General features: G+C 32.5%; 22 protein-coding genes and 1 tRNA gene. 19 read left to right on the top strand and 4 right to left on the bottom strand.

The annotated features are described in order from the left end of the window. Positions 1-29 precede the first annotated feature (29 nt). The 3 genes from H8K90_RS06455 to H8K90_RS06445 are packed head-to-tail and all read right to left on the bottom strand — an operon-like array spanning position 30 to position 3840. Complete coding sequence (locus H8K90_RS06455) at positions 30-758, bottom strand: MIP/aquaporin family protein (protein WP_186845094.1); 729 nt, start codon at positions 756-758, stop codon at positions 30-32. Positions 759-765: 7 nt separating this feature from the next. Next, on the bottom strand, positions 766-2268 hold the full coding sequence (glpK, locus tag H8K90_RS06450; protein WP_186845093.1) for a glycerol kinase GlpK: 1503 nt from the start codon (positions 2266-2268) through the stop codon (positions 766-768). Between the two features lie 6 nt (positions 2269-2274). Then, a complete protein-coding gene (locus H8K90_RS06445) occupies positions 2275-3840 on the bottom strand; it encodes a glycerol-3-phosphate dehydrogenase/oxidase (RefSeq protein WP_186845092.1) in 1566 nt (521 codons plus the stop codon). Positions 3841-3974: 134 nt separating this feature from the next. Here H8K90_RS06445 and H8K90_RS06440 point away from each other — a divergent pair, with 134 nt between their 5' ends. Continuing rightward, positions 3975-4742, top strand: a complete 768-nt coding sequence (locus H8K90_RS06440; protein WP_186845091.1) for a DeoR/GlpR family DNA-binding transcription regulator — start codon at positions 3975-3977, stop codon at positions 4740-4742. A 7-nt stretch (positions 4743-4749) separates the two neighbouring features. Then, positions 4750-6231, top strand: coding sequence for a sulfatase family protein (locus tag H8K90_RS06435; protein ID WP_186845090.1), 1482 nt, complete (start codon positions 4750-4752; stop codon positions 6229-6231). Between the two features lie 84 nt (positions 6232-6315). Here the strand turns inward: H8K90_RS06435 and H8K90_RS06430 are convergent. After that, positions 6316-6397 (bottom strand) — tRNA-Leu (locus H8K90_RS06430). A 142-nt stretch (positions 6398-6539) separates the two neighbouring features. On the opposite strand from H8K90_RS06430, the gene H8K90_RS06425 reads away from it, so the two are divergent. The 17 genes from H8K90_RS06425 (at position 6540) to H8K90_RS06345 (ending at position 21648) form a co-directional block, all read left to right on the top strand. Then, entirely contained in the window at positions 6540-7481 is a 942-nt protein-coding gene (locus H8K90_RS06425; RefSeq protein WP_186845089.1) for a ribose-phosphate pyrophosphokinase, read from the top strand. A 206-nt stretch (positions 7482-7687) separates the two neighbouring features. Further along, on the top strand, positions 7688-8338 hold the full coding sequence (locus H8K90_RS06420) for a 50S ribosomal protein L25/general stress protein Ctc (protein WP_186845088.1): 651 nt from the start codon (positions 7688-7690) through the stop codon (positions 8336-8338). Between the two features lie 139 nt (positions 8339-8477). After that, positions 8478-9044 (top strand): aminoacyl-tRNA hydrolase, encoded by a 567-nt coding sequence (pth, locus tag H8K90_RS06415; protein WP_246457539.1) that lies wholly within the window; start codon positions 8478-8480, stop codon positions 9042-9044. A gap of 56 nt (positions 9045-9100) precedes the next feature. Continuing rightward, positions 9101-9997: a bifunctional riboflavin kinase/FAD synthetase gene (locus H8K90_RS06410; protein WP_186845086.1), complete on the top strand. Its 897-nt coding sequence runs from the start codon at positions 9101-9103 to the stop codon at positions 9995-9997. A 4-nt stretch (positions 9998-10001) separates the two neighbouring features. Next, a complete protein-coding gene (locus H8K90_RS06405) occupies positions 10002-11309 on the top strand; it encodes an HTTM domain-containing protein (RefSeq protein ID WP_186845085.1) in 1308 nt (435 codons plus the stop codon). Positions 11310-11399: 90 nt separating this feature from the next. Further along, a complete protein-coding gene (serS, locus tag H8K90_RS06400; protein ID WP_186845084.1) occupies positions 11400-12671 on the top strand; it encodes a serine--tRNA ligase in 1272 nt (423 codons plus the stop codon). Positions 12672-13064: 393 nt separating this feature from the next. Further along, positions 13065-14849: a tetratricopeptide repeat protein gene (locus H8K90_RS06395; RefSeq protein ID WP_186845083.1), complete on the top strand. Its 1785-nt coding sequence runs from the start codon at positions 13065-13067 to the stop codon at positions 14847-14849. A gap of 57 nt (positions 14850-14906) precedes the next feature. Continuing rightward, positions 14907-15515, top strand: a complete 609-nt coding sequence (locus H8K90_RS06390) for a hypothetical protein (protein WP_186845082.1) — start codon at positions 14907-14909, stop codon at positions 15513-15515. Between the two features lie 71 nt (positions 15516-15586). Next, positions 15587-15907: a DUF4286 family protein gene (locus H8K90_RS06385; protein WP_186845081.1), complete on the top strand. Its 321-nt coding sequence runs from the start codon at positions 15587-15589 to the stop codon at positions 15905-15907. 76 nt (positions 15908-15983) lie between these two features. Further along, entirely contained in the window at positions 15984-16760 is a 777-nt protein-coding gene (rsmA, locus tag H8K90_RS06380; RefSeq protein WP_186845080.1) for a 16S rRNA (adenine(1518)-N(6)/adenine(1519)-N(6))-dimethyltransferase RsmA, read from the top strand. 78 nt (positions 16761-16838) lie between these two features. Beyond that, the gene (gene mgtE, locus H8K90_RS06375) at positions 16839-18209 is read left to right on the top strand and encodes a magnesium transporter (RefSeq protein ID WP_186845079.1); all 1371 of its coding nucleotides are present in this window, start codon (positions 16839-16841) and stop codon (positions 18207-18209) included. A gap of 71 nt (positions 18210-18280) precedes the next feature. Further along, positions 18281-18679: a cupin domain-containing protein gene (locus H8K90_RS06370; RefSeq protein WP_186845078.1), complete on the top strand. Its 399-nt coding sequence runs from the start codon at positions 18281-18283 to the stop codon at positions 18677-18679. An 85-nt stretch (positions 18680-18764) separates the two neighbouring features. Next, positions 18765-19703 (top strand): 2-hydroxyacid dehydrogenase, encoded by a 939-nt coding sequence (locus H8K90_RS06365; protein WP_186845077.1) that lies wholly within the window; start codon positions 18765-18767, stop codon positions 19701-19703. A gap of 9 nt (positions 19704-19712) precedes the next feature. Further along, a complete protein-coding gene (locus H8K90_RS17045) occupies positions 19713-20123 on the top strand; it encodes a response regulator transcription factor (RefSeq protein ID WP_186845076.1) in 411 nt (136 codons plus the stop codon). A 106-nt stretch (positions 20124-20229) separates the two neighbouring features. Continuing rightward, complete coding sequence (locus tag H8K90_RS06355; RefSeq protein ID WP_186845075.1) at positions 20230-20694, top strand: DUF4199 domain-containing protein; 465 nt, start codon at positions 20230-20232, stop codon at positions 20692-20694. Positions 20695-20705: 11 nt separating this feature from the next. Beyond that, a complete protein-coding gene (locus H8K90_RS06350; protein WP_186845074.1) occupies positions 20706-21161 on the top strand; it encodes a DUF1801 domain-containing protein in 456 nt (151 codons plus the stop codon). 100 nt (positions 21162-21261) lie between these two features. Further along, positions 21262-21648: a VOC family protein gene (locus H8K90_RS06345; protein WP_186845073.1), complete on the top strand. Its 387-nt coding sequence runs from the start codon at positions 21262-21264 to the stop codon at positions 21646-21648. The last annotated feature ends 20 nt before the right edge of the window (positions 21649-21668 follow it).

The raw sequence follows: 21668 nt of genomic DNA, 5'->3' as shown, positions 1-21668 counted from the left end.
CATCTTTTATATATAAATTTTTAGGTCGTTTAAGACAACCCAAGCATTAGCAATGCCGCTATTACACCACCAACTAAAGGCCCCAAAACCGGAATCCAAGAATAAGACCAATCACTCTTTGCTTTATTTTTTATTGGAAGAATAGCATGCATTATTCTCGGCCCTAAATCTCTAGCTGGATTAATAGCATAGCCTGTAGTACCTCCCAACGACAAACCAATAGACCAAACCAAAAATGCAACAGGCAAAGCACCTAATGAACCTAAACCAACAACGCTTTTGGTATCATTTATTGTTGCATCTGTAAAATAAAAAATAGTAAAGAGTAGGACAAAAGTACCTATGACTTCACTAAAAAAATTTGTAAATGTATTTCTTATTGCTGGTGCTGTACAAAATACTGCTTTTTTGGTATCTGCATCTTCAGTTTCATCAAAATGACTTTTATAAGTTAGCCAAACAGTTGTTGCGCCAATCATAGCTCCTAACATTTGGGCCAAAATATACATTGGCACTTCTGACCAAGAAAAACTACCTGCAACTGCTAAAGAAACTGTTACCGCCGGATTTATATGCGCACCACTATATGGACCTGCAATAACAACAGCTACATAAACTGCCAAAGCCCAACCAGTTGTAATTACAATCCATCCACTATTATTACCAATGGTTTTATTTAAAACAACATTAGCCACAACTCCTCCACCTAATAAAATTAAGATCGCTGTGCCAATTACTTCTGCTACAAATGGTGTCATAATATAATTATTTAGAGTTGTTTTTTGTCCAATATTCTAAAGCATCAATGGCCTTATACCACCCTTTAATATTAGCTTCTGTTTCTATTCTATCTTTTGTCGGTGAAAATATTTTGTCCGTTTGCCAGATATCTTGTATCTCTTTTGAGCTTTCCCAATAACCTACCGCTAATCCTGCTAAAAATGCGGCACCCATTGCTGTGGTTTCTACAATTTTTGGTCTAACAGTTTCAGTATTAAGTACATCAGACTGAAACTTCATTAGCATATTATTAATTGTAGCTCCACCGTCTACCCTTAATTCTTTAATAGAAATACCAGCATCAGCTTCCATAGCCTTTAAAATATCCATAGTTTGAAATGCAATAGACTCTAACGCTGCTCTAGCAATATGAGCATCTGTGCTTCCTCTTGTTAAACCAAACATAGTACCTTTAGCGTGCTGGTTCCAGTGTGGTGCACCTAAACCTGCAAATGCAGGAACAAAATACACGCCATCGGAACTATCTACTGAAGAAGCTAATGCCTCAACATCTGAAGAATTTCTAATTATTTTTAAACTATCACGTAACCATTGTACTACCGCACCTGCTATAAATACACTTCCTTCAAGGGCATATGTAGTTTTTCCATTTATTTTCCAAGCAACCGTTGTGAGCAAATTATTTTTTGATACAATTGGTTTATCACCAATATTCATTAGCATAAAACAACCTGTTCCATAGGTGTTTTTAACCATACCTGGTTTTGTACACATTTGACCAAACAAGGCTGCTTGTTGATCACCAGCGATACCTGCAATTGGTATTTTAGCATCATAAAAAGTTGATTTTGTGTACCCATAAACTTCACTAGACTGTTTTACATTTGGCAACATACTTTTGGGGATGGTTAATAGCTCTAATAACTCATCATCCCATTCCATTGTTTTAATATTAAACATTAACGTTCTAGAGGCGTTAGTTACATCTGTAATATGTTGTTCTCCTTTAGTAAAATTCCATACTAACCAAGTATCTATAGTTCCTAATAATAAATCTCCAGCTTCAGCTTTTTGTCTTGCTCCAGCAACATTATCTAAAATCCATTTTACTTTAGTGCCAGAAAAATAGGAGTCAATTACCAAACCTGTTTTGGTTCTAATCATCTCCGTTTTACCTTTGCTTTTTAATTCATCACAATAGTTTGAAGTTCTTTTATCTTGCCATACTATTGCATTATAAATAGGTTCGCCTGTTTTTTTATCCCAAACCACAACTGTTTCACGCTGATTAGTAATGCCAATTGCTGCAATGTTTTCTACGTTTAAACCTTTTTTAGCAATGGCTTCTGCGGCTACACCTGCTTGAGTTGACCAAATTTCTTTTGGGTCGTGTTCAACCCAGCCTGGTTTAGGAAAATACTGAGTAAACTCCTTTTGTGCCATTGATACAATATTTCCTTGTTTATCAAATACTATAGCTCTAGAGCTTGTTGTACCTTGATCTAAAGACAGTATATATTTTCCCATGAGATATTATTTTAATACGTATTGTTCTGCGATACTAATAAATTTTGAAATCTGCTCTGCTCTCCAACTTTTTGTTTCATTGAGCTCAGCTCTTAATAATTCGCCCACCATTGGAGCTATTTCTATTGCTGCTTTAGCATCTAAAAACAAAACACGAACTCGTCTTGCCAACACATCTTCAATCGTTCTTGCCATTTCGTTTCTTACAGCCCATACAACTTCAGCTTTAGTAAATTCTAGTCTTGGGTGTAAATTTTCGCCTAAACTAGCATCTTCATTAATGATTTGTTCAATTCCTTTACGGTCAGTTCCATAAATATAAAGATGATTAGATCTATCTACGGTTCCGTTAGCACCATGAATTAATAAATTTTGTGTTTTACACTCAGCTTTGGGTAGTTTCTTAAGTTCTATAATTTTATTGACTGTGTCTTGCGCCATTCTTCTATACGTAGTCCACTTACCACCTGTAATGGTAATCAACTCAGAATCCGAAACTATTATTTTATGGCTTCTAGAGATTTCCTTTGTTTTTTCAGATTTATCCTTTGGCGCAGCTAATGGTCTTAGTCCTGCAAAAATACTTAGCACATCATCTTTACTAGCTTTTTTATTTAAATATCGATTAGCTGTTTCTAGGACAAAATCTACTTCCTTATCTAATGGTTTTGGTTCTAAACTATGGCTATTAAGTAACGTATCTGTTGTGCCAACTACTACTCTGTTGTGCCATGGAACTAAGAACAAAACTCGTCCATCATCTGTTTTAGGAATCATTATAGCATCGTTTCCGGGCAAAAATGACTTATCAAAAACCAAATGAATTCCTTGGCTAGGGCGAATACTGTTTTCTGCGGAAACATTATCCATTTGTAAGACCTCATCAGAAAAAACACCCGTTGCGTTAATAACCACCTTAGCTTTTAATGCGTAATCTAAATTCGTTTCTGTATCAGTTGCAACGACTCCGTTAACTAAACCTTTCTCATTTTTTTGAAGATTTTTCACCTTAAAATGATTTATAACAGTAGCACCATTTTCAATACAACTTTGTGCAATATTAACGGCTAATCTCGAGTCATCGAATTGACCATCATAATAAACAACGCCACCTTTTAAATTATCCGTTTTTAAGGTTGATAGTCTCGATATAGTTTCCCTCTTTTTTATTCTTAAAGATTTACCAAAACTCAATTTTCCAGCTAAAAAATCATAAACTTTTAATCCAACAGTGTAGAAAAAATTATCCCACCATCTATAATTAGGAATAATAAACGATTGGTTACTCACTAAATGGGATGCATTTTGCAACATTAAGCCTCTTTCAAATAAAGCCTCGCGCACCAAATCAATATTTCCTTGAGCCAAATACCTTACACCTCCATGCACTAATTTTGTACTTCTACTCGACGTACCTTTTGCAAAATCCACTTGCTCTAGCAATAATGTTTTATAGCCTCTTGTTGTGCAGTCTAAAGCGACTCCCAAACCTGTAGCGCCACCACCAATGATTATAACATCCCAATTTTCGTTGGATTTAAGTTGATTAATAAGATTCTTTCTATTGAACAAAACTTAATTTTATATTTACAATTAGTTTCAAATATATAAATATTTATTTAATTCGAAACAAAACGAAACTTAATTGTATAGTTTTTTAATTAAAATTGTTTCATTTAATTTCGTTTATTATATTTGTATCACAAATGAAGAGACATCAAGACATATTAGCGAAACTCGAAAAGGAAAAACATTTAGAAGTCTCAGACTTATGCAACATCCTAGACGTTTCCGCTGTCACCATTAGAAAAGATCTAAAAGTTTTAGAACAAAAAGGACTATTATACAGAACCCATGGTGGTGCTTCCTTAGAAAATCCTTACATAAATGAGAGAACAGTTTTAGATAAAGAAAAAATTTCTGTCGAGGAAAAAAACGGAATTGCACAATTAGCTGCTAGTAGAATTGTAGAGAACGACTCTATAATGATTGCTTCTGGCACAACAGTACAGGCACTTTCAAAATTTATAAAAGCAAAAAATAAACTAACCGTTATTACATCTTCAATCAACGTTGTTCTTCATTTAATTAATGATAGCAACATAGAAATATTACAACTAGGTGGATATATAAGACATAGTTCTGGTTCAGTAATTGGTAATTATGCAGAATATATTCTAAAGAATATTTCGTGTAGTAAATTGTTTTTAGGGGTTGATGGTATCGATTTAGAATACGGACTTTCTACTACTAATTTAGAAGAAGCCGAACTTAACAAGAAAATGTTATCGGCTGCACAGAAGGTAATTGTGCTTGCTGATTCTTCAAAATTTGGAAAAAAGAGCTTTGCTCGAATTTGCGACTTATCTAATGTAGATGAAATCATAACAGATAATGGAGTTTCAAAATCTATTTGTAAAAAACTTGAAGAAAAAGAAATAAAAGTAACCATTGTAGGCGAACCCAATAAGTAAAACTTATATGAAACAATTCTTAATATTTACGTTTTCTTTACTACTTATATCATGTAATTCTAAAAAAGAAAAAACAGAAGAAACAACAGTAAATGAAAAACCTAACATATTATTAATTGTAGTTGATGATCAAGGTTATTCCGATTTTACACCTTTTGAAGCGCACGATAAAACTGTTTCTACACCTCATATAGATCGCTTAGGGAAATCGGGAGTAGTTTTTACGCAGGCGTATGTAACTGCACCTGTTTGCAGTCCGTCTAGAGCTGGAATTCTCACAGGTAAAAACCAATTTAGATGGGATAAACCTGCAAGTTGGGGTCCTGGTTTGCCAGATGATGTAAAAACCCTACCTGAATATTTAAAAGAAGTTGGTTATGAAACCGCACGAATTGGGAAAAATGATTTAGGGCGAAATTTTCATAAAAACGATGTAAGAGAATACCCTCTAAATCACGGTTATGATGAGTTTTTAGGGTTTTCTGCTCATGCCCACGATTATTGGCTAAACTCACAAACTATAAAAGACCGCACTCCAGATCCTTATGGTACAAGTGCATTACTTGGCCCTTTAATGCATAACATGGGTGAAAAAAGTTACGAAGAAGGTTATCTCACTGACATTTTTACTGATGAGTCTATAAAGTTTATAAAGCGTAAAAGAGATAAACCCTTCTTTTTAACCTTGTCCTATAATGCGGTTCATCACTTAATACACGAAGTACCAAAAAAATATTTAGATAAATACAACGTTAAAGAAATTCCTAATTACAATCCTGATAGTTTATTAACTTACAGTCATCATAAACCTGGAAGTTATTCAGCCTACTACGACAAATACTCAAGAGTTGGAGCCATAAATACAGATGACTTAAGAAAATATTATTTAGCTAACCTTAATTGTTTAGATGATAATATTGGTAGACTTTTAGATGCACTAAAAGAAACTAATCTAGACAAAAACACATTGATTGTTTTTATTTCAGACAATGGAGGTTCACCTCTAACAGGCTCAAATAACTCCCCTTTAACTGGCGGTAAATATTCACTTTGGGAAGGCGGCATAAGAGTTCCAATGGCCGTAAGCTGGCCAGGTAATGTGAATAAAGGTAAAGTAGAAACGCGTTATGTGTCTGCAACGGATATTCTACCTACAATAGTAAAAGCTGCAGGAGCAACATTAACAGATAAAGATATCGATGGCATTAACATATTTGAACCAGAAAATGACCGCTTATTGGTTTGGAAATGGCAAAAAACTTGGGCAGTAAGAAAAGGTAACTGGAAATTAACCAATGCTAAAGAAAACCATTGGAAAAGCGAACCATCGGCCCAATATATTGCTCCTATTAGAGACGACTTAACTTTAAAATTATTTAATATCGAAGAAGATCCAGGGGAAAGAAACGACCTAGCAAGTATACATCCTGAAATAGTTAGAGATCTTGAAGCTGCCTTTAAAAATTGGTGTGAGTCAAACATTAAATAAGGTTCATAAATGGCATTGAATCTAGAAACCTTGGTATTTAAGAATAAAAAAGGATAACCAAATTTATTGATTATCCCTTTTAAGTACTCAAGGTGGGAATCGAACCCACACTTCCGAAGAAACTGGATTTTGAATCCAGCGCGTCTACCAATTCCGCCACTTGAGCAATTTTGGACTGCAAAAATAGAAAATAAATTCTGCCAAGCAATTAAAATTAGTGGGTTTTATGCTTTTGTTCGCTAAATAATTCCCTAAATTTGAACTTTGAAAAAAAACCTCTCTTTTAGACACTAAACCACTGAAAACAAATGTCGTACGTAACTAAAGAAGCTAAAATTTTTACTTGTTCCCAAAGTGAAGACTTAGCAAAACAAATTGCTAAAGCCTATGGAGTTAAATTAGGAAATGTAATTACATCTACTTATAGTGATGGTGAGTTTCAACCATCTTATGAAGAATCTATTCGAGGAACACGTATTTTTATTATTGGCTCAACCAATCCTGGACCTGAGAATTTAATGGAAATGTTATTAATGATTGATGCAGCTAAACGTGCGTCTGCAAGACATATTACTGCAGTTATGCCTTATTTTGGATGGGCAAGACAAGATCGAAAAGATAAACCTAGAGTGCCTATAGCAGCAAAATTAGTCGCTAAAATGCTTGAAGCAGCAGGAGCAACCCGAATTATAACTATGGATTTGCATGCTGACCAAATACAAGGGTTTTTTGAAAAGCCAGTAGACCATTTATTCGCTTCAACCATCTTCTTACCTTATTTAAAAAGCTTAAACTTAGAAGATTTAACAATTGCATCACCAGATATGGGAGGCTCTAAAAGGGCTTATGCTTATTCAAAAGCTTTAGGTAGTGATGTAGTAATATGTTACAAACAACGTGCTAAAGCCAACATAATCTCACACATGGAACTTATTGGAGATGTAACAGGAAAAAATGTAGTACTTGTTGATGACATGGTTGATACTGCTGGCACATTAACTAAAGCCGCAGATTTAATGATGGAACGTGGAGCAAAGAGTGTAAGAGCTATTTGTACGCATCCAATTTTATCTGGTAGTGCCTACGAACGATTAGAATCCTCTAAGTTAGAAGAGTTAATTGTAACTAACTCTATTCCTATTAAACAAGAAAGCAAAAAACTACGTGTTTTAAGTTGTGCTAATTTATTCGCTGAAGTAATGTATAATGTACATCATAATCAGTCTATTAGTAATAAATTTGTAATGTAAATTAAGTTTAATTCATTTTAATTTTTTATTGCTTTAATAGGTTATAAATGATACACATTTATAATAAAAATAAACAAAGCCCAAAAAATAGCTTATAAAGGCTAGTATTTCCATATAATATTTCTAAATTTGCAGCCCTCTAATACAAAAGAGGATAAACCTTCAAAATGAGGGAATTAATAATTATTAAATAAACAATTTCAAAAATGAAATCAATTACAATTAACGGATCTCAAAGAGAAAGCGTGGGCAAAAAGTCAACAAAAGCCTTACGTAATGCTGGTCAGGTTCCTTGCGTTATATACGGAGGAGATAAGCCATTGCATTTCTCAGCACCAGAATTGGCTTTTTCAAAACTTGTATACACTCCAAATGCGCATACAGTTGTGATTACCCTAGATAATGGTGAAAAGTTTAATGCAGTTATGCAAGACATCCAATTTCACCCAGTAACAGATAGAATCATACACGTTGATTTTTATCAAATTTTCGAAAACAAACAAATCACAATGGAAATCCCAGTAAAAACTGTGGGAGTTTCTAAAGGTGTTTTAAATGGTGGTAACTTAAGAATGCCTTACCGTAAACTTAGAGTAAAGGCTATACCGTCTAAATTACCAGATTTTATAGAGATTGACATTACTCCATTAAAAATTGGAAGTAAGTTTTACATCACAGAATTAGAGAATGACGACTACAAATTTTTACACCCAGATAATACTGTTGTTTGCCAGGTAAGACGTAGTAGATTAGCTGTTGTTGATGTAGATGAAGATGAAGATGATGATGAAGGAACTACAGATGCAGGTGATGTACCAGCAACTGAAACTGACGATGTCGCTGCAGTAAAAGAATAGATTACAACTATTTCAAATATTAAAAAGCATTCTATAACGGAATGCTTTTTTTATTTTTACAGAAATTGTAAATATGTGGCAGACTATTAAAAATTGGTTCGGTTTTAGTAGCAATACAGAATTAAATGATGTCGAAAAAATGAAAAAATTCTTAATCGTTGGTTTAGGTAACATTGGAGAAAAATATACTAATACCAGACATAACATAGGTTTTAAAATATTAGATTTTCTAGCTAAGAACGAAGAGTCCACTTTTGAAACTCAAAAACTTGGTGACCTAGCTACAATAAAGGTTAAGGGGCGTACACTGATACTTTTAAAACCTAGCACTTATATGAATTTGAGTGGTAAGGCCATTAAATATTGGTTAGAAAAAGAGAAAATACCTTTACAAAATTTACTTGTTGTAACTGATGACCTAAATTTACCTTTTGGTTCACTTCGTTTAAAAACCAAAGGTAGCGACGGAGGTCATAATGGTTTAAAAGACACACAAGATAAATTGCAAACCACAAAGTACAACCGTTTTAGATTTGGTATTAGCGATACTTTTAGTAAAGGAAGACAAGTAGATTATGTACTTGGTGAATGGAATGACGATGAAAACTCTAAATTAGAGGAACGTTTAAAAACTTCAGCAGAACTTATAAAATCATTTGCACTGGCTGGTGTTAACATTACCATGAATCAATTTAACGGAAAATAAAATGTAGCTTTGTTTTCAACAATTTCAAAAGCGAAAAACATCAATTTAGTTTAAATTTGACTACAAAATCACCAAAAGTAACCACTATAGGAACCTTCGATGGTATTCATATTGGGCACCAAAAAATATTAAAACGTGTTGTTAAGCTTGCAAAAAAACAAGATTTTGAACCTGTGGTTTTAACCTTGTTTCCGCATCCTAGAATGGTACTACATAAAGACGATTCTATAAAATTATTAAACACAATAGATGAGCGTGTTGAGCTATTAAAGTCATTAGGCATAAAGGAGGTAATAGTAAAAGAGTTTACTAAAGAGTTTGCTAACCTTTCTGCAAAAGACTACGTTAAACAAATTTTAATTGATGAGCTAAATACCAAACAAATAGTTATTGGATACGATCATCACTTCGGAAAAAATAGAAGTGCTAATATCGAAGATTTAAAAGAGTTTGCTCAACTCTATGACTTTAAGGTTGAAGAAATCTCTGCACAAGACATAGAAGATGTTACGGTGAGTTCTACTAAAATTAGAAATGCACTTAATAAAGGAGAAGTAGCTTTAGCAAATTCATTTTTAGGATATAGTTTTTTTATTACGGGAACCGTAGTTAAAGGAAAAGGCTTGGGCAGAACTATAAATTTCCCAACAGCTAATATTTATATTAAGGAGACTTATAAATTAATTCCTAATGACGGAGTGTATGTTGTAAAATCTAAAATAGCAGGTCAAACCGTTTTTGGTATGATGAATATTGGTACTAATCCAACTGTTGATGGAAAAACACATTCTATTGAAGTCCATTTTTTTGATTTTAATGCGGATATGTATAACACTGAGCTTAAAGTTGAATTTTTAAAACGTTTACGTAGTGAACAAAAATTTGAAAGTATAGAAGCTTTGAAAAAGCAACTCAAAAAAGATAGAGAGGCAGCTTTTGAATTTATAAAATAAAAGCATGAATAAATTCTTATTTAAACATATAGATAATTCTGGACTTATAATTTTTAGAATTGTTTTTGGTTTACTGTGTTTTTTAGAAGCTTTTGGTGCTGTACTAACAGGTTGGATTAGACGAACATTAATAGAGCCTGATTTTACCTTTTCTTTTATAGGGTTTGAATGGTTACAACCACTTCCTGGCAATTGGATGTACGTTTATTATATCGTTATGGCAATTTTTGGCTTGCTAATTATGGTTGGTTATAAATACCGATTTAGTATGCTAATGTTTGCGCTTATGTGGACTGCAACATATTTAATGCAAAAATCGTCATATAATAACCATTATTATTTATTAGGCCTTTTAAGTTTTATAATGGTTTTGCTTCCTGCACATCGTTACGCATCCATTGATGCTAAACTTAATCCATCCTTAAAAAAAATATCAATGCCCAGTTGGTGTAAGTGGGTTTTTGTAATCCAATTATTTATTCTCTATAGTTATGCTTCAATCGCTAAGTTATATCCAGATTGGTTAGATGCTTCTGTGGTTAAGCTTTTAATGAGAAACAAAGCCGATTACCCAATTATTGGTGAGCTTTTACAACAATCAACTATTCATTATTTTATTGCTTATGGAGGCATTTTGTTTGATGGGTTAATAATTCCATTATTACTAATTAAACCAACTCGTAAGTACGCTTTTTTTATTTCTATTTTCTTCCATCTATTTAATTCAATAGTGTTTCAAATAGGTATATTTCCTTATCTAGCTTTGGCTTTTAGTTTATTCTTTTTTGAACCAAAAGTTATCAGAAATATTTTTTTGAAACAAAAGCCCTATTATAATGATGAAGCTATTATTATACCAAGCCATAAGCCTATTTTAATCTCATTGTTTTCTATTTATTTTCTAATTCAGGTTGCATTGCCTTTAAGGCATCATTTTTTTAAAGATGATGTTTTATGGACAGAAGAAGGCCACAGATTATCTTGGAGAATGATGCTACGTGCTAAAAATGGTAGCACTAGGTATAAGGTAATTGATGAAGCTACCAATAAGCAAATTCCAATAAAAATAAATGACTATCTCACTAAAAAACAACGACGAGGAGCTAGTACTAAGCCAGATGCTATATGGCAATTTGCACAGCACTTAAAACAAGATTTTGCAAAAAAAGGCATTTCTGTACGAGTCTATGTAAGTGCCTTTGTGAGTGTAAATGGAAAACCTGCAAAACAGCTTATTAACCCAAATGTTGATATTGCAAACGAGGAATGGTACCATTTTAAACATCATGATTGGATATTACCTTCAAAATAGACTTCTTTTTATTTTTATCTGGTTATTTTCTTTTTACTTTTGTGGCTTGATTTTCTTACGCTTTTAGGCGTAAAATCTAAAAATACAGATATGTTACAAGTTGCTTTTATTAAAGAGAATAAAGAAGATGTCATTGCACGTTTAGCAAAGCGAAATATCGATGCTACCAAAATTATTAATGACGTTATTGCATTAGACGAAGATCGCAAAGCGATTCAAACTAATTTAGACAATACTAAAGCAGAATCTAATGCTATATCTAAAGAAATTGGCAACTTATTTAAATCTGGTGAGGCACAAAAAGCAAATCTTTTAAAAGAAAAAACCACCCAGCTCAAGGAAGTTACAAAAACTTTAGAGCAACAACTTAATGACAAGGTAGATGGGCTAAATGAGTTATTGTATAGAATTCCTAATGTACCAAACCCTTTAGTACCTGCCGGAAATACTGATGAAGATAATGAAGAAACGTTTAGAGAAGGAGATATACCAACATTACATCAAGGAGCCTTACCTCATTGGGAGCTAGCCAAAAAATACGATATCATAGATTTTGAATTAGGTAACAAAATTACAGGTGCTGGTTTTCCTGTATATAAAGGTAAAGGTGCCAGATTACAACGTGCGCTAATTACATATTTTTTAGATAAAAATACTGCTGCAGGTTATACTGAGTACCAAGTACCACATTTGGTAAATGAAGCATCAGGATTTGGTACAGGTCAGCTTCCAGATAAAGAAGGGCAAATGTATCATGTTACTGCAGACAACTTATATTTAATCCCTACAGCCGAAGTTCCTGCTACAAATATTTTTAGAGATTCACTGTTAAACGAAAGCGATTTACCTTCTGCCATTACAGGATATACACCTTGCTTTAGACGAGAAGCAGGAAGCTATGGTGCCCATGTTAGAGGTCTTAACCGTTTGCATCAATTTGATAAAGTTGAAATCTTACGTGTTGAACATCCTGATAATTCTTATAAAGCATTAGATGGTATGGTGGAGCATGTAAAAGAGATTTTGAAAGAATTAAAATTACCATACAGAATACTAAGACTTTGTGGTGGAGATTTAGGATTTACTTCTGCCTTAACCTACGATTTTGAAGTGTTCTCAACCGCACAAGACCGATGGTTAGAAATCTCTTCTGTGTCTAATTTTGAAACTTTTCAGGCTAATCGCTTAAAATTGCGTTTCAAAAATAGTGAAGGTAAAAATGAATTGTGCCATACTTTAAACGGAAGTTCTTTAGCATTACCAAGAGTACTTGCAGGTATATTAGAAAACTACCAAACAGAGGATGGCATCAAAATTCCAGAAGTTTTAGTCCCTTATACAGGCTTTGATATTATTTCGTAACGCTAAAGAATAGTCTATATTTCACTTCAATTGTTAAAAAAACAGGTTTTTTATCGATTTTTATTGTATTTCTTCGTTTATTTTAATTATTTTTATGATGTTAGTAGTCCAAATTAGCAATTAACCTACTAATGAAAAATTTAAAACGAATTGTCGTACTCGTTTCATTGATTGTTATGGTAAGCAAAGTCTTATTCTAACTTTTGTTTGAAATAGTAAATCATAAAAAAAACCGAGTCAAAGTAACTGAATCATATTTATAACGAATAATGGTTAATAGCACATTTATTTTGCTGGTCAAAATGCCTAATCTTTTAGTTTAGGCATTTTTTTTATAAAAACATTCACAATATCTAGATTAAGCATTTGTTATATTTACAAAAAAACGCTTTAATGCAAAAGGTAATTTTAATCTTATTTATACTATTTGGCCTCAAAACTAGTTTCTCTCAAGATAACGAAGTACTAGCAGAAAGCTATTATAAAAAAGGGGAGTTTAAAAAAGCACTAATTATATACCAAAACCTAAACAAAGAAAAACCATACAATTACAAATACATATACAAATTAGTAGATATACATCAACAATTAGAACAATTTGATGAAGCAGAAAACATACTTATTCAAAGATTAGAAAAAATACGAAATCCCACATTAATTGTTGAGTTAGGTTATAATTTTCAACTTAAAGATAGTATAGATAGGGCTAATAAATTGTACGATGAAGCCATTTCGTATATAGATGAAAAACCTAATTACATATATAGTATAGCCAAAAAATTTGAAGATCACTCTTTAAATGAACAAGCCATAAAAATTTACAATAAAGGTAAAATACTTACTCCAGATAAAAACTATAGTTTGCAGTTAGCTCGAATTTATGGTGACCAAGGAGATATTGAAAATATGTTTAATAGTTACATCGATTACATTGCCTATAGACCAAACTATTTAAACAATATTAAACGTGCTGTAAGTGATTTTATTTCCGAAAATAGTAATAACGAAAACAATACTTATTTAAGACGTTCTTTACTAAAAAAAATACAACAAGAACCCAATCTTTATTGGTACGAAATGTTGAGTTGGTTATATGTACAAGAGAAAGCTTACAACAAATCATTTATACAAGAAAAGGCCTTATATAGACGTAATCCAGAAAGCTTAGATCGTATTATAGAATTGGCTATTACTGCACACCAAGATAATGACAATGATACTGCTAAAGACATTTTTAATTACATCATAGAAACCACGCAAGATGCTAGCACAGCTTTAACTGCTCATCAGTATATTTTAGAAATAGATACTAAAAATGCGGATGCTAAAACACTAAAACGTATTGACGAAACTTACACTCAACTATTCAATGAATTTGGAAAGTCTGAATTAACACTTCCTCTTCAATTAGCTTATGGAGAGTTTTTAGCCTTTCATCAAAAAGATACCGATGGTGCCACCGCATTTCTACGAAAAAGTTTGAAGCTTAATATTTCCCAATTTCAAGAAGGAAAGGTGAAATTACTATTGGCAGATATTTTAGTCTTACAAGAAAAATTTAATGAAGCATTGATATTCTATTCGCAAATTCAAATGAATTTAAAAAATAGTGTAATGTCTCAAGAAGCTAGGTTTAAAGTTGCAAAAACAAGTTATTATAAAGGTGATTTTGATTGGGCAGAATCGCAACTTAAAATACTTAAATCATCTACATCCCAGTTAATTGCGAATGACGCTTTAGATCTAAAGCTATTAATTTCTGATAATAAATATGAAGACAGTACAAAAACAGCATTAAAATATTATGCTAAAGCAGATTTGTTAGCTTTTCAAAACAAAACAGATGAAGCTATTTCGCTTTTAGATAAGATTTTGACTGAACATAAAGGTGAAAGTATTACTGACCAAACCTTGTTTAAACAAGCAAAATTATTCGAAAAGAAAAAGCTATACAACAAAGCGGAAGCCAACTATCTAGAAATTATTAAGGACTACAAAGAAGATATTTTAGCAGACGATGCACACTACTATTTAGCAGAACTCTACAATACCTATTTGGCAAAGCCAGAAGACGCTAAACAACTCTACGAAAAAATCATCTTTGAGTTTGAAGATAGCATCTATTTTATTGAAGCTCGGAAGAAGTTTAGAATGCTGAGAGGTGATAGTATTAATTAGTTTTTGAAAATTACAAGCAACCTTTCTTACATTTTTGAATCTATATAAAAACATTCGATGAAAAAAATTTTTAAAATTATTCTCTTTACCCCTTTTTTATTAGCAATGCAATGTGATGATGATAGTACCGAAAGCACCTTAATTTTCAATGATTATAATGTTTATATTACTCCTCAATCGTCTTTTTCGGTAAATGACACAATATGGTTAGAGGGTATTGTTTCTTCAAAAGCCTATGATTTAGCAATCAATGATTCTATCATTGCTAATAGATCTACAGGTGACACTTTTTCAATTATGAAATTTATTGAACCCACGCAATCTTCAAATTGTAAAGATGCAATTGACAAATTTGAATTGATTTATAATATTGGACTATCTACATTCCTTCCCATTTGCGAAAATGCACAAATGACATTACATTCAGAAATTTCTAATGACAATTTATCTTATAAGTATAAAATAGGACTAAAAGCCCTAGATCCTGGAGATTATGTTGTCAGTTGGCAAAACAGTATAGTAAAAAATGAAAATAGAAACGAATATATCATTGAAAATTATCCTATCGAGCACCATGCAAATCAGATTGGATATAATAAATGCGGGAATGTTTCTTGGAGATTCTTAAATGAATCTGATAAAGAGTATTATTTTAGTATTGAGTAAAAACACCTTATATATTATATAGGTTTTTTACAAAAAGACTCAATAAATTATTTCATCATAAAACTCAAAGAATGATTATATACAATGTTACTGTAAACGTCGATAAATCTATAAACAAAGAATGGTTAGACTGGATAAAAGAACACATTCCTCAAGTATTAGCTACTGGCAAATTTAAAGAAGCAAAACTAACTAAAGTGTTAGTATCCGATGAGGAAGCAGATACGTATTCTATTCAATACAGAGCACATTCTAGAGAAGCTTTAGAAGATTATTATGCAAATGATGCGGAAGGGCTTAGACGAGCAGGGTTAGAAAGATTTGCAGATAAAATGTTAGCTTTTAGAACAGAATTAGAGGTTATTGACGAGTATTCGGTGAATTTTAAATAGTTCGCAAAGCCGCTAAGGCGCAAAGTTGTACCTTTAGGCTCTTTACGACTCTAGGTCTTCTAGAGAAAACATAATTATGACGGTAAAAGCAAAAAAACATTTAGGACAACATTTCTTAGAAGATGAGTCCATTGCTAAAGATATTGCTGATAGTCTCTCGCTTAAGGGCTATAACGATGTCTTAGAAATTGGTCCTGGAATGGGTGTACTTACAAAATATCTATTAAAAAAAGACATCACAACCCACGTAATAGAAATAGACACAGAATCTGTAGACTATTTAAAAAACAATTACCTCAATCTTGCAAATAGAATTATTGAAAAAGACTTTTTAAAGTACGATTTAAACCTCGTTTTTAATGAGAAACCGTTCGCGATTATAGGTAATTTTCCTTATAATATATCCTCACAAATTCTATTTAAAACCTTGGAGCTTAGACATCAAATTCCTGAGTTTTCTGGCATGTTTCAAAAAGAAGTAGCAATGCGTATTTGCTCTAAAGAAGGTTCTAAAGTTTATGGTATTTTATCTGTATTAACACAAGCATTTTACAATGCAGAGTATTTATTTACAGTATCACCAACGGTTTTTAATCCACCACCTAAAGTAGATTCTGGTGTTTTATTACTTACAAGAAAAGAAAATTACAACTTACCTTGTGATGAAAAGTTATTCTTTAGAGTAGTAAAAACAGGCTTCCAACAACGTAGAAAAACATTACGTAACAGTTTAAAAACATTCAATCTGTCGGATAATTTAAAAGCAAATACTATATTTGGGCAGCGACCAGAGCAATTAAGTGTTTCACAATTTATTGAGCTCACTTCGCTGATTGAAAATGATAGTCATTAATAATTCTCTACGGTCGTATTGAGTGTAGCCGAAAAACTCGAAATGACTAAGGATTTATAATAAACGCTAAACCATCACGTGGAAGATATCCAAGATAACATACAATTTCAACTCACAGATGAGCTTATAGAAAAAGTAGAAATTCTTGTCGAAGACGAAAACGACAAAGAGATAAAACTACTTTTAAATGAGTATCACTATGCAGATATTGCAGAAATTATTGATGAACTCGATATTGATGATGCTGTATATGTTATTAAACTCTTAGACTCTGGTTTAACTTCGGACATCTTAATGGAGCTCGATGAAGACAATCGAGAAAACATCCTTAAACAGTTCTCTGCAAAAGAGATTGCCGAAGAAATTGAAGAGTTAGATACCGATGATGCTGCGGATATTATTGCAGAGCTTCCAGAAGAACGACAAGAGGCCGTCATATCTCAAATTGAAGATGAAGAGCATAAAGCAGAAATCCAAGAACTTCTTACCTACGATGATGATGTTGCTGGTGGTCTTATGGCTAAAGAACTTGTAAAAGTCTACGAAACATGGACCGTTGCTGGTTGTTTACGTCGTATTAGAGGTCAGGCTAAAGAGGTAACACGTGTACATTCTATCTATGTTGTAGACAAAAAAGAAAAACTAATAGGTCGTCTATCACTTAAAGATTTAATTGTTGCAAAAAGCGACCAAAAAATAGCAGACATTGCTAAAGACAATGTGGACTTTGTGAATGTAAATGACGATGCGGAAGATGTTGCTAAAGTAATGGCAAAGTATGATTTAGAAGCCATTCCTGTTGTTGATGACAACCAAACTTTAGTTGGTAGAATTACCATTGATGATATCGTCGATGTTTTAAAAGAAGAAGCCGAAAAAGATTACCAACTAGCTGCTGGTATTACACAAGATGTTGAAGCAGATGATAGTATCTTACAACTTACAAGAGCGCGTTTGCCTTGGTTATTTTTAGGACTTGTTGGCGGAGTTGGTGCATTTTTAATAATGGAAGGCTTTCAAGAAGCTTTTAATAAATATGCAGTATTATTCTTTTTTACACCACTAATTGCCGCAATGGCTGGTAATGTTGGTGTACAATCTAGTGCTATTATTGTGCAAGGTTTAGCAAACGACGATGTAAAAGGGAGTATTAACAGTAGATTAATTAAAGAAATGCTACTAGCAGCACTTAACGGAACAATTTTAGCCTTATTCTTATTCTTATTTGTTTGGGCAACTAAAGGCGATTTTTATACTGCATTGGCAATATCTATATCATTAATCGCGGTAATAATTGTTGCTGGATTAATCGGAACTTTTGTGCCATTATTTTTAGACAAAAGAGGTATCGATCCAGCTATTGCAACAGGACCTTTTATAACAACTAGCAACGATATCTTCGGAATTCTAATCTACTTCTGGATTGCTAAAATGATTTTAGGTATTTAATTTTTACCTGTTCTTCTCAACTTTGTCATGCTGAACTTGTTTCAGCATCTCATTATTTATACTTTTAACATATGAAAGCAATAAACATAAAAGACAAGCACGCGTTATTTTCTAAACAATGGCATCCACATCGTATTGCAACCGTAGATGATATGCAAGTAATACTTGCAAAAATTAAAGGTGAATTTGTATGGCATAGTCATGATGATGAAGATGAATTATTTCAGGTGATAAAAGGGACACTTTACATGCAATTTAGAGCCTCGTCCGACGAAGCCGGAAGCGAAGGCGGAATCCGAACCGAAGTTGTTAAAGAAGGAGAAATGATCGTTGTACCAAAAGGAGTTGAGCACAATCCGTCAACCAAAGATGGTGAAGAAGTGCATCTTTTACTTTTCGAAAAATTAAATACAGCACATACAGGAGATGTAGAACACGAAATGACACAAACTGAATATCCTTGGATATAATACATTCCTGCAAAGGCAGGAATCTACATTAAAGTATTAATTTCAAATGGATTCCTGCCAACGCATGAATGACAGAATTACGATTATGAGGGTATTACACATAGATAAAAATCACGAGCTACTCACAAATCAACTCAATGATTTAGGTTTCACCAATCACGAAGATTACACATCTTCAAAAGAAGAAATCGAAGCAAAACTTTCTGATTATGATGGCATTATTATTCGCAGTCGATTTACTATTGACAAACAATTTTTAGATGCAGCCAAAAACTTAAAATTCATCGGAAGAGTTGGTGCAGGTCTAGAAAATATAGATTGTGATTATGCTGAAGAAAAAGGTATCTACCTTATCTCTGCTCCTGAAGGCAACAGAAATGCCGTAGGTGAACATGCCTTAGGAATGTTGCTTTCTCTTTTCAATAAATTAAATAAAGCAGATAAAGAGGTAAGGCAAGGTAAATGGTTACGAGAGGCAAATCGTGGGCTAGAACTCGATGGCAAAACTGTTGGACTTATTGGTTATGGTAATATGGGAAAAGCCTTTGCAAAAAAGCTTAGAGGTTTCGATGTAGACGTACTTTGCTATGATATAAATACTAATGTTGGTGATGAAAATTGCAAGCAAGTTTCACTAGAAGAACTGCAAAATAAAGCAGATGTGTTGAGCTTACACACTCCACAAACACCACACACTGTTAATATGGTGGATTCTAAATTCATTAATAGTTTTAAAAAACCATTTTGGTTAATTAATACTGCTCGTGGCAAGAGTGTGGTGACAGAAGACTTGGCAGAAGCATTAGATTCCGGAAAAGTTTTGGGTGCAGGACTCGATGTGTTAGAATACGAAAAGTCATCTTTTGAAAATTTATTTACTTCGGATAATATGCCAAAAGCATTTCAGTACTTAATAGCATCAGAAAATGTTTTACTCTCTCCTCATGTTGCAGGTTGGACCATAGAAAGCAATATTAAGCTTGCCCAAACCATTGTTGATAAGATAAAAGCAAAATTTTGCTAAATTTAAAGCATGAAGAAAACCATTTTAGTTTTTGGATTACTCATTTTAGCTTTACTACTACTTTTTCAGTTTAGTAAGTATGCTGTTATTTCGGGTAATTTAAATTCGGAAATAGTAATTGCCATAATTGCTATTGTTTTCTTTTTTATTGGTGTATATCTCAATAAAAAAAGCCTCCATAAACAAGACAACAATTCCGCAGAAATAAATCATAAAAAAATAGAAGACTTAGCCATTAGTAAGCGCGAGTATGAAGTACTTTTAGGTATTTCCGATGGGTTGTCTAACAAAGAAATTGGAGAAAAACTTTTTGTTTCAGAAAGCACTGTGAAAACTCATGTTTCAAACTTACTTTCTAAATTAAATGCTAAACGACGAACACAAGCGCTTCAAATAGCTAAAGACCTCAAAATAATCTAAAATAAAGGCATTAGCACTAAAGTATGATGGCTTTTGGTACTTTAGTATGAGACCTATTTTATACGACATACTTACTTTTGGACTATTAATTAAATCCAATTTATTTATGAAAAATACAATTATTAAATTTGGAGGCTACGGTCTCATTACAGGCTTTGTAATTTTTACATTACATCTTGTTTTTGGCATTGAAAATCTTGATTATTCAACAAATGAAATATTAGGATATATATCTATTTTCCTTTCTTTATCCTTCATCTTTTTTGGAATTAAACATTATAGAGATCGCATAAATAATGGAGTTATCTCTTTAGGAAAAGCTATTGTTATAGGCATACTCATTTCATTACTTGTTGGTTTAGGTATAGCGATTGCAGATTTTATATATACTAAATTTATAGATCCTTCCTTTTTTAGTAATTACGAACAACAATTAATTGACCAAGGAAAAGCAGAGGACATTATAAAAATGACCAGTACAAGTGCCGCTTTATTTATGCTCGCTCTTGTTACAATAATTGGATTTATTATATCTTTAATATCTGGATTAATTCTACAACGCAAAAACTAAATTAATTAACCATGCAATACAAAGCAGACTCACCAGAAGACTATATAAGTCAACTCCCTGAAGACCGAAAAGCACCAATGACAAAACTACATAACCTCATAAAAGATAATATGCCAGAAGGTTTAGAATCTGGTATGGGTTATGGGATACCAGCATATTTTGTTCCAAAATCAGTATATCCACCAGGATATCATTGTAAGCCTTTTCCACCTTTACCATTTATAAATATTGCATCGCGAAAAAACTTTATAGCACTGTATCATTCAGGCTTATATGCCAAAAAAGAACTTTATAACTGGTTTGTGGCTGAATACCCTAAACATGCAAAATACAAATTAGATATGGGCAAAAGTTGTGTGCGTTTTAAAAAAGTAGATGACATACCTTATAAATTAATAGAAGAACTTTTAGGGAAAATGACTGTTGACGAATGGATTGGGATTTATGAAAAAGCTATAAAAAATTAAAGTATTAAGAACTATTTGTTATGCTGAACTTGTTTTAGCCTTTCAATTTAAGATAATCAAAGTTTAATTAAAAAGATTACTGCTTTCGCAGAAAATAAATATGAAAAAACGAGTAACAGGAATTGGAGGACTATTCTTCAAAACAAAAGACCCTAAAGCTTCAAAAGATTGGTATAAAAAACATTTAGGCTTTAATACAGACGATTATGGTTGCACCTTTTGGTGGAAAGATAAAGAAGGAAAAGATTGTTCTACACAATGGAGTCCATTTGCAGAAGACACTAAATATTATGAGCCTTCTAAAAAAGACTTTATGTTTAATTATAGAGTTGAAAATTTAAAAGAATTATTAGCAACTTTAAAAGAAGAAGGTGTTACTATAGTTGGTGAAATGGAAGAATACGATTATGGTAAATTTGGTTGGATACTCGATAACGATGGTAACAAAATTGAGTTATGGGAACCAATTGACAGTGCATTTCAATAACTTTGACCTCATAAAAAAGA

The sequence above is a fragment of the Winogradskyella echinorum genome, assembly GCF_014297365.1.
GTDB classification, from domain to species: Bacteria; Bacteroidota; Bacteroidia; order Flavobacteriales; family Flavobacteriaceae; genus Winogradskyella; species Winogradskyella echinorum.
This window is presented reverse-complemented; position numbering and strand designations above follow the sequence as displayed.

What these genes read in the sequence shown, in the direction of transcription:
- H8K90_RS06455 (WP_186845094.1), bottom strand. Translation starts at nt 758, where the DNA reads ATGACACCATTTGTAGCAGAAGTAATTGGCACAGCGATCTTAATTTTA.
- glpK (WP_186845093.1), bottom strand. Translation starts at nt 2,268, where the DNA reads ATGGGAAAATATATACTGTCTTTAGATCAAGGTACAACAAGCTCTAGA.
- H8K90_RS06440 (WP_186845091.1), top strand. Translation starts at nt 3,975, where the DNA reads ATGAAGAGACATCAAGACATATTAGCGAAACTCGAAAAGGAAAAACAT.
- H8K90_RS06435 (WP_186845090.1), top strand. Translation starts at nt 4,750, where the DNA reads ATGAAACAATTCTTAATATTTACGTTTTCTTTACTACTTATATCATGT.
- H8K90_RS06425 (WP_186845089.1), top strand. Translation starts at nt 6,540, where the DNA reads ATGTCGTACGTAACTAAAGAAGCTAAAATTTTTACTTGTTCCCAAAGT.
- H8K90_RS06420 (WP_186845088.1), top strand. Translation starts at nt 7,688, where the DNA reads ATGAAATCAATTACAATTAACGGATCTCAAAGAGAAAGCGTGGGCAAA.
- pth (WP_246457539.1), top strand. Translation starts at nt 8,478, where the DNA reads ATGAAAAAATTCTTAATCGTTGGTTTAGGTAACATTGGAGAAAAATAT.
- H8K90_RS06405 (WP_186845085.1), top strand. Translation starts at nt 10,002, where the DNA reads ATGAATAAATTCTTATTTAAACATATAGATAATTCTGGACTTATAATT.
- serS (WP_186845084.1), top strand. Translation starts at nt 11,400, where the DNA reads ATGTTACAAGTTGCTTTTATTAAAGAGAATAAAGAAGATGTCATTGCA.
- H8K90_RS06395 (WP_186845083.1), top strand. Translation starts at nt 13,065, where the DNA reads ATGCAAAAGGTAATTTTAATCTTATTTATACTATTTGGCCTCAAAACT.
- H8K90_RS06390 (WP_186845082.1), top strand. Translation starts at nt 14,907, where the DNA reads ATGAAAAAAATTTTTAAAATTATTCTCTTTACCCCTTTTTTATTAGCA.
- H8K90_RS06385 (WP_186845081.1), top strand. Translation starts at nt 15,587, where the DNA reads ATGATTATATACAATGTTACTGTAAACGTCGATAAATCTATAAACAAA.
- rsmA (WP_186845080.1), top strand. Translation starts at nt 15,984, where the DNA reads ATGACGGTAAAAGCAAAAAAACATTTAGGACAACATTTCTTAGAAGAT.
- H8K90_RS06370 (WP_186845078.1), top strand. Translation starts at nt 18,281, where the DNA reads ATGAAAGCAATAAACATAAAAGACAAGCACGCGTTATTTTCTAAACAA.
- H8K90_RS06365 (WP_186845077.1), top strand. Translation starts at nt 18,765, where the DNA reads ATGAGGGTATTACACATAGATAAAAATCACGAGCTACTCACAAATCAA.
- H8K90_RS17045 (WP_186845076.1), top strand. Translation starts at nt 19,713, where the DNA reads ATGAAGAAAACCATTTTAGTTTTTGGATTACTCATTTTAGCTTTACTA.
- H8K90_RS06355 (WP_186845075.1), top strand. Translation starts at nt 20,230, where the DNA reads ATGAAAAATACAATTATTAAATTTGGAGGCTACGGTCTCATTACAGGC.
- H8K90_RS06350 (WP_186845074.1), top strand. Translation starts at nt 20,706, where the DNA reads ATGCAATACAAAGCAGACTCACCAGAAGACTATATAAGTCAACTCCCT.
- H8K90_RS06345 (WP_186845073.1), top strand. Translation starts at nt 21,262, where the DNA reads ATGAAAAAACGAGTAACAGGAATTGGAGGACTATTCTTCAAAACAAAA.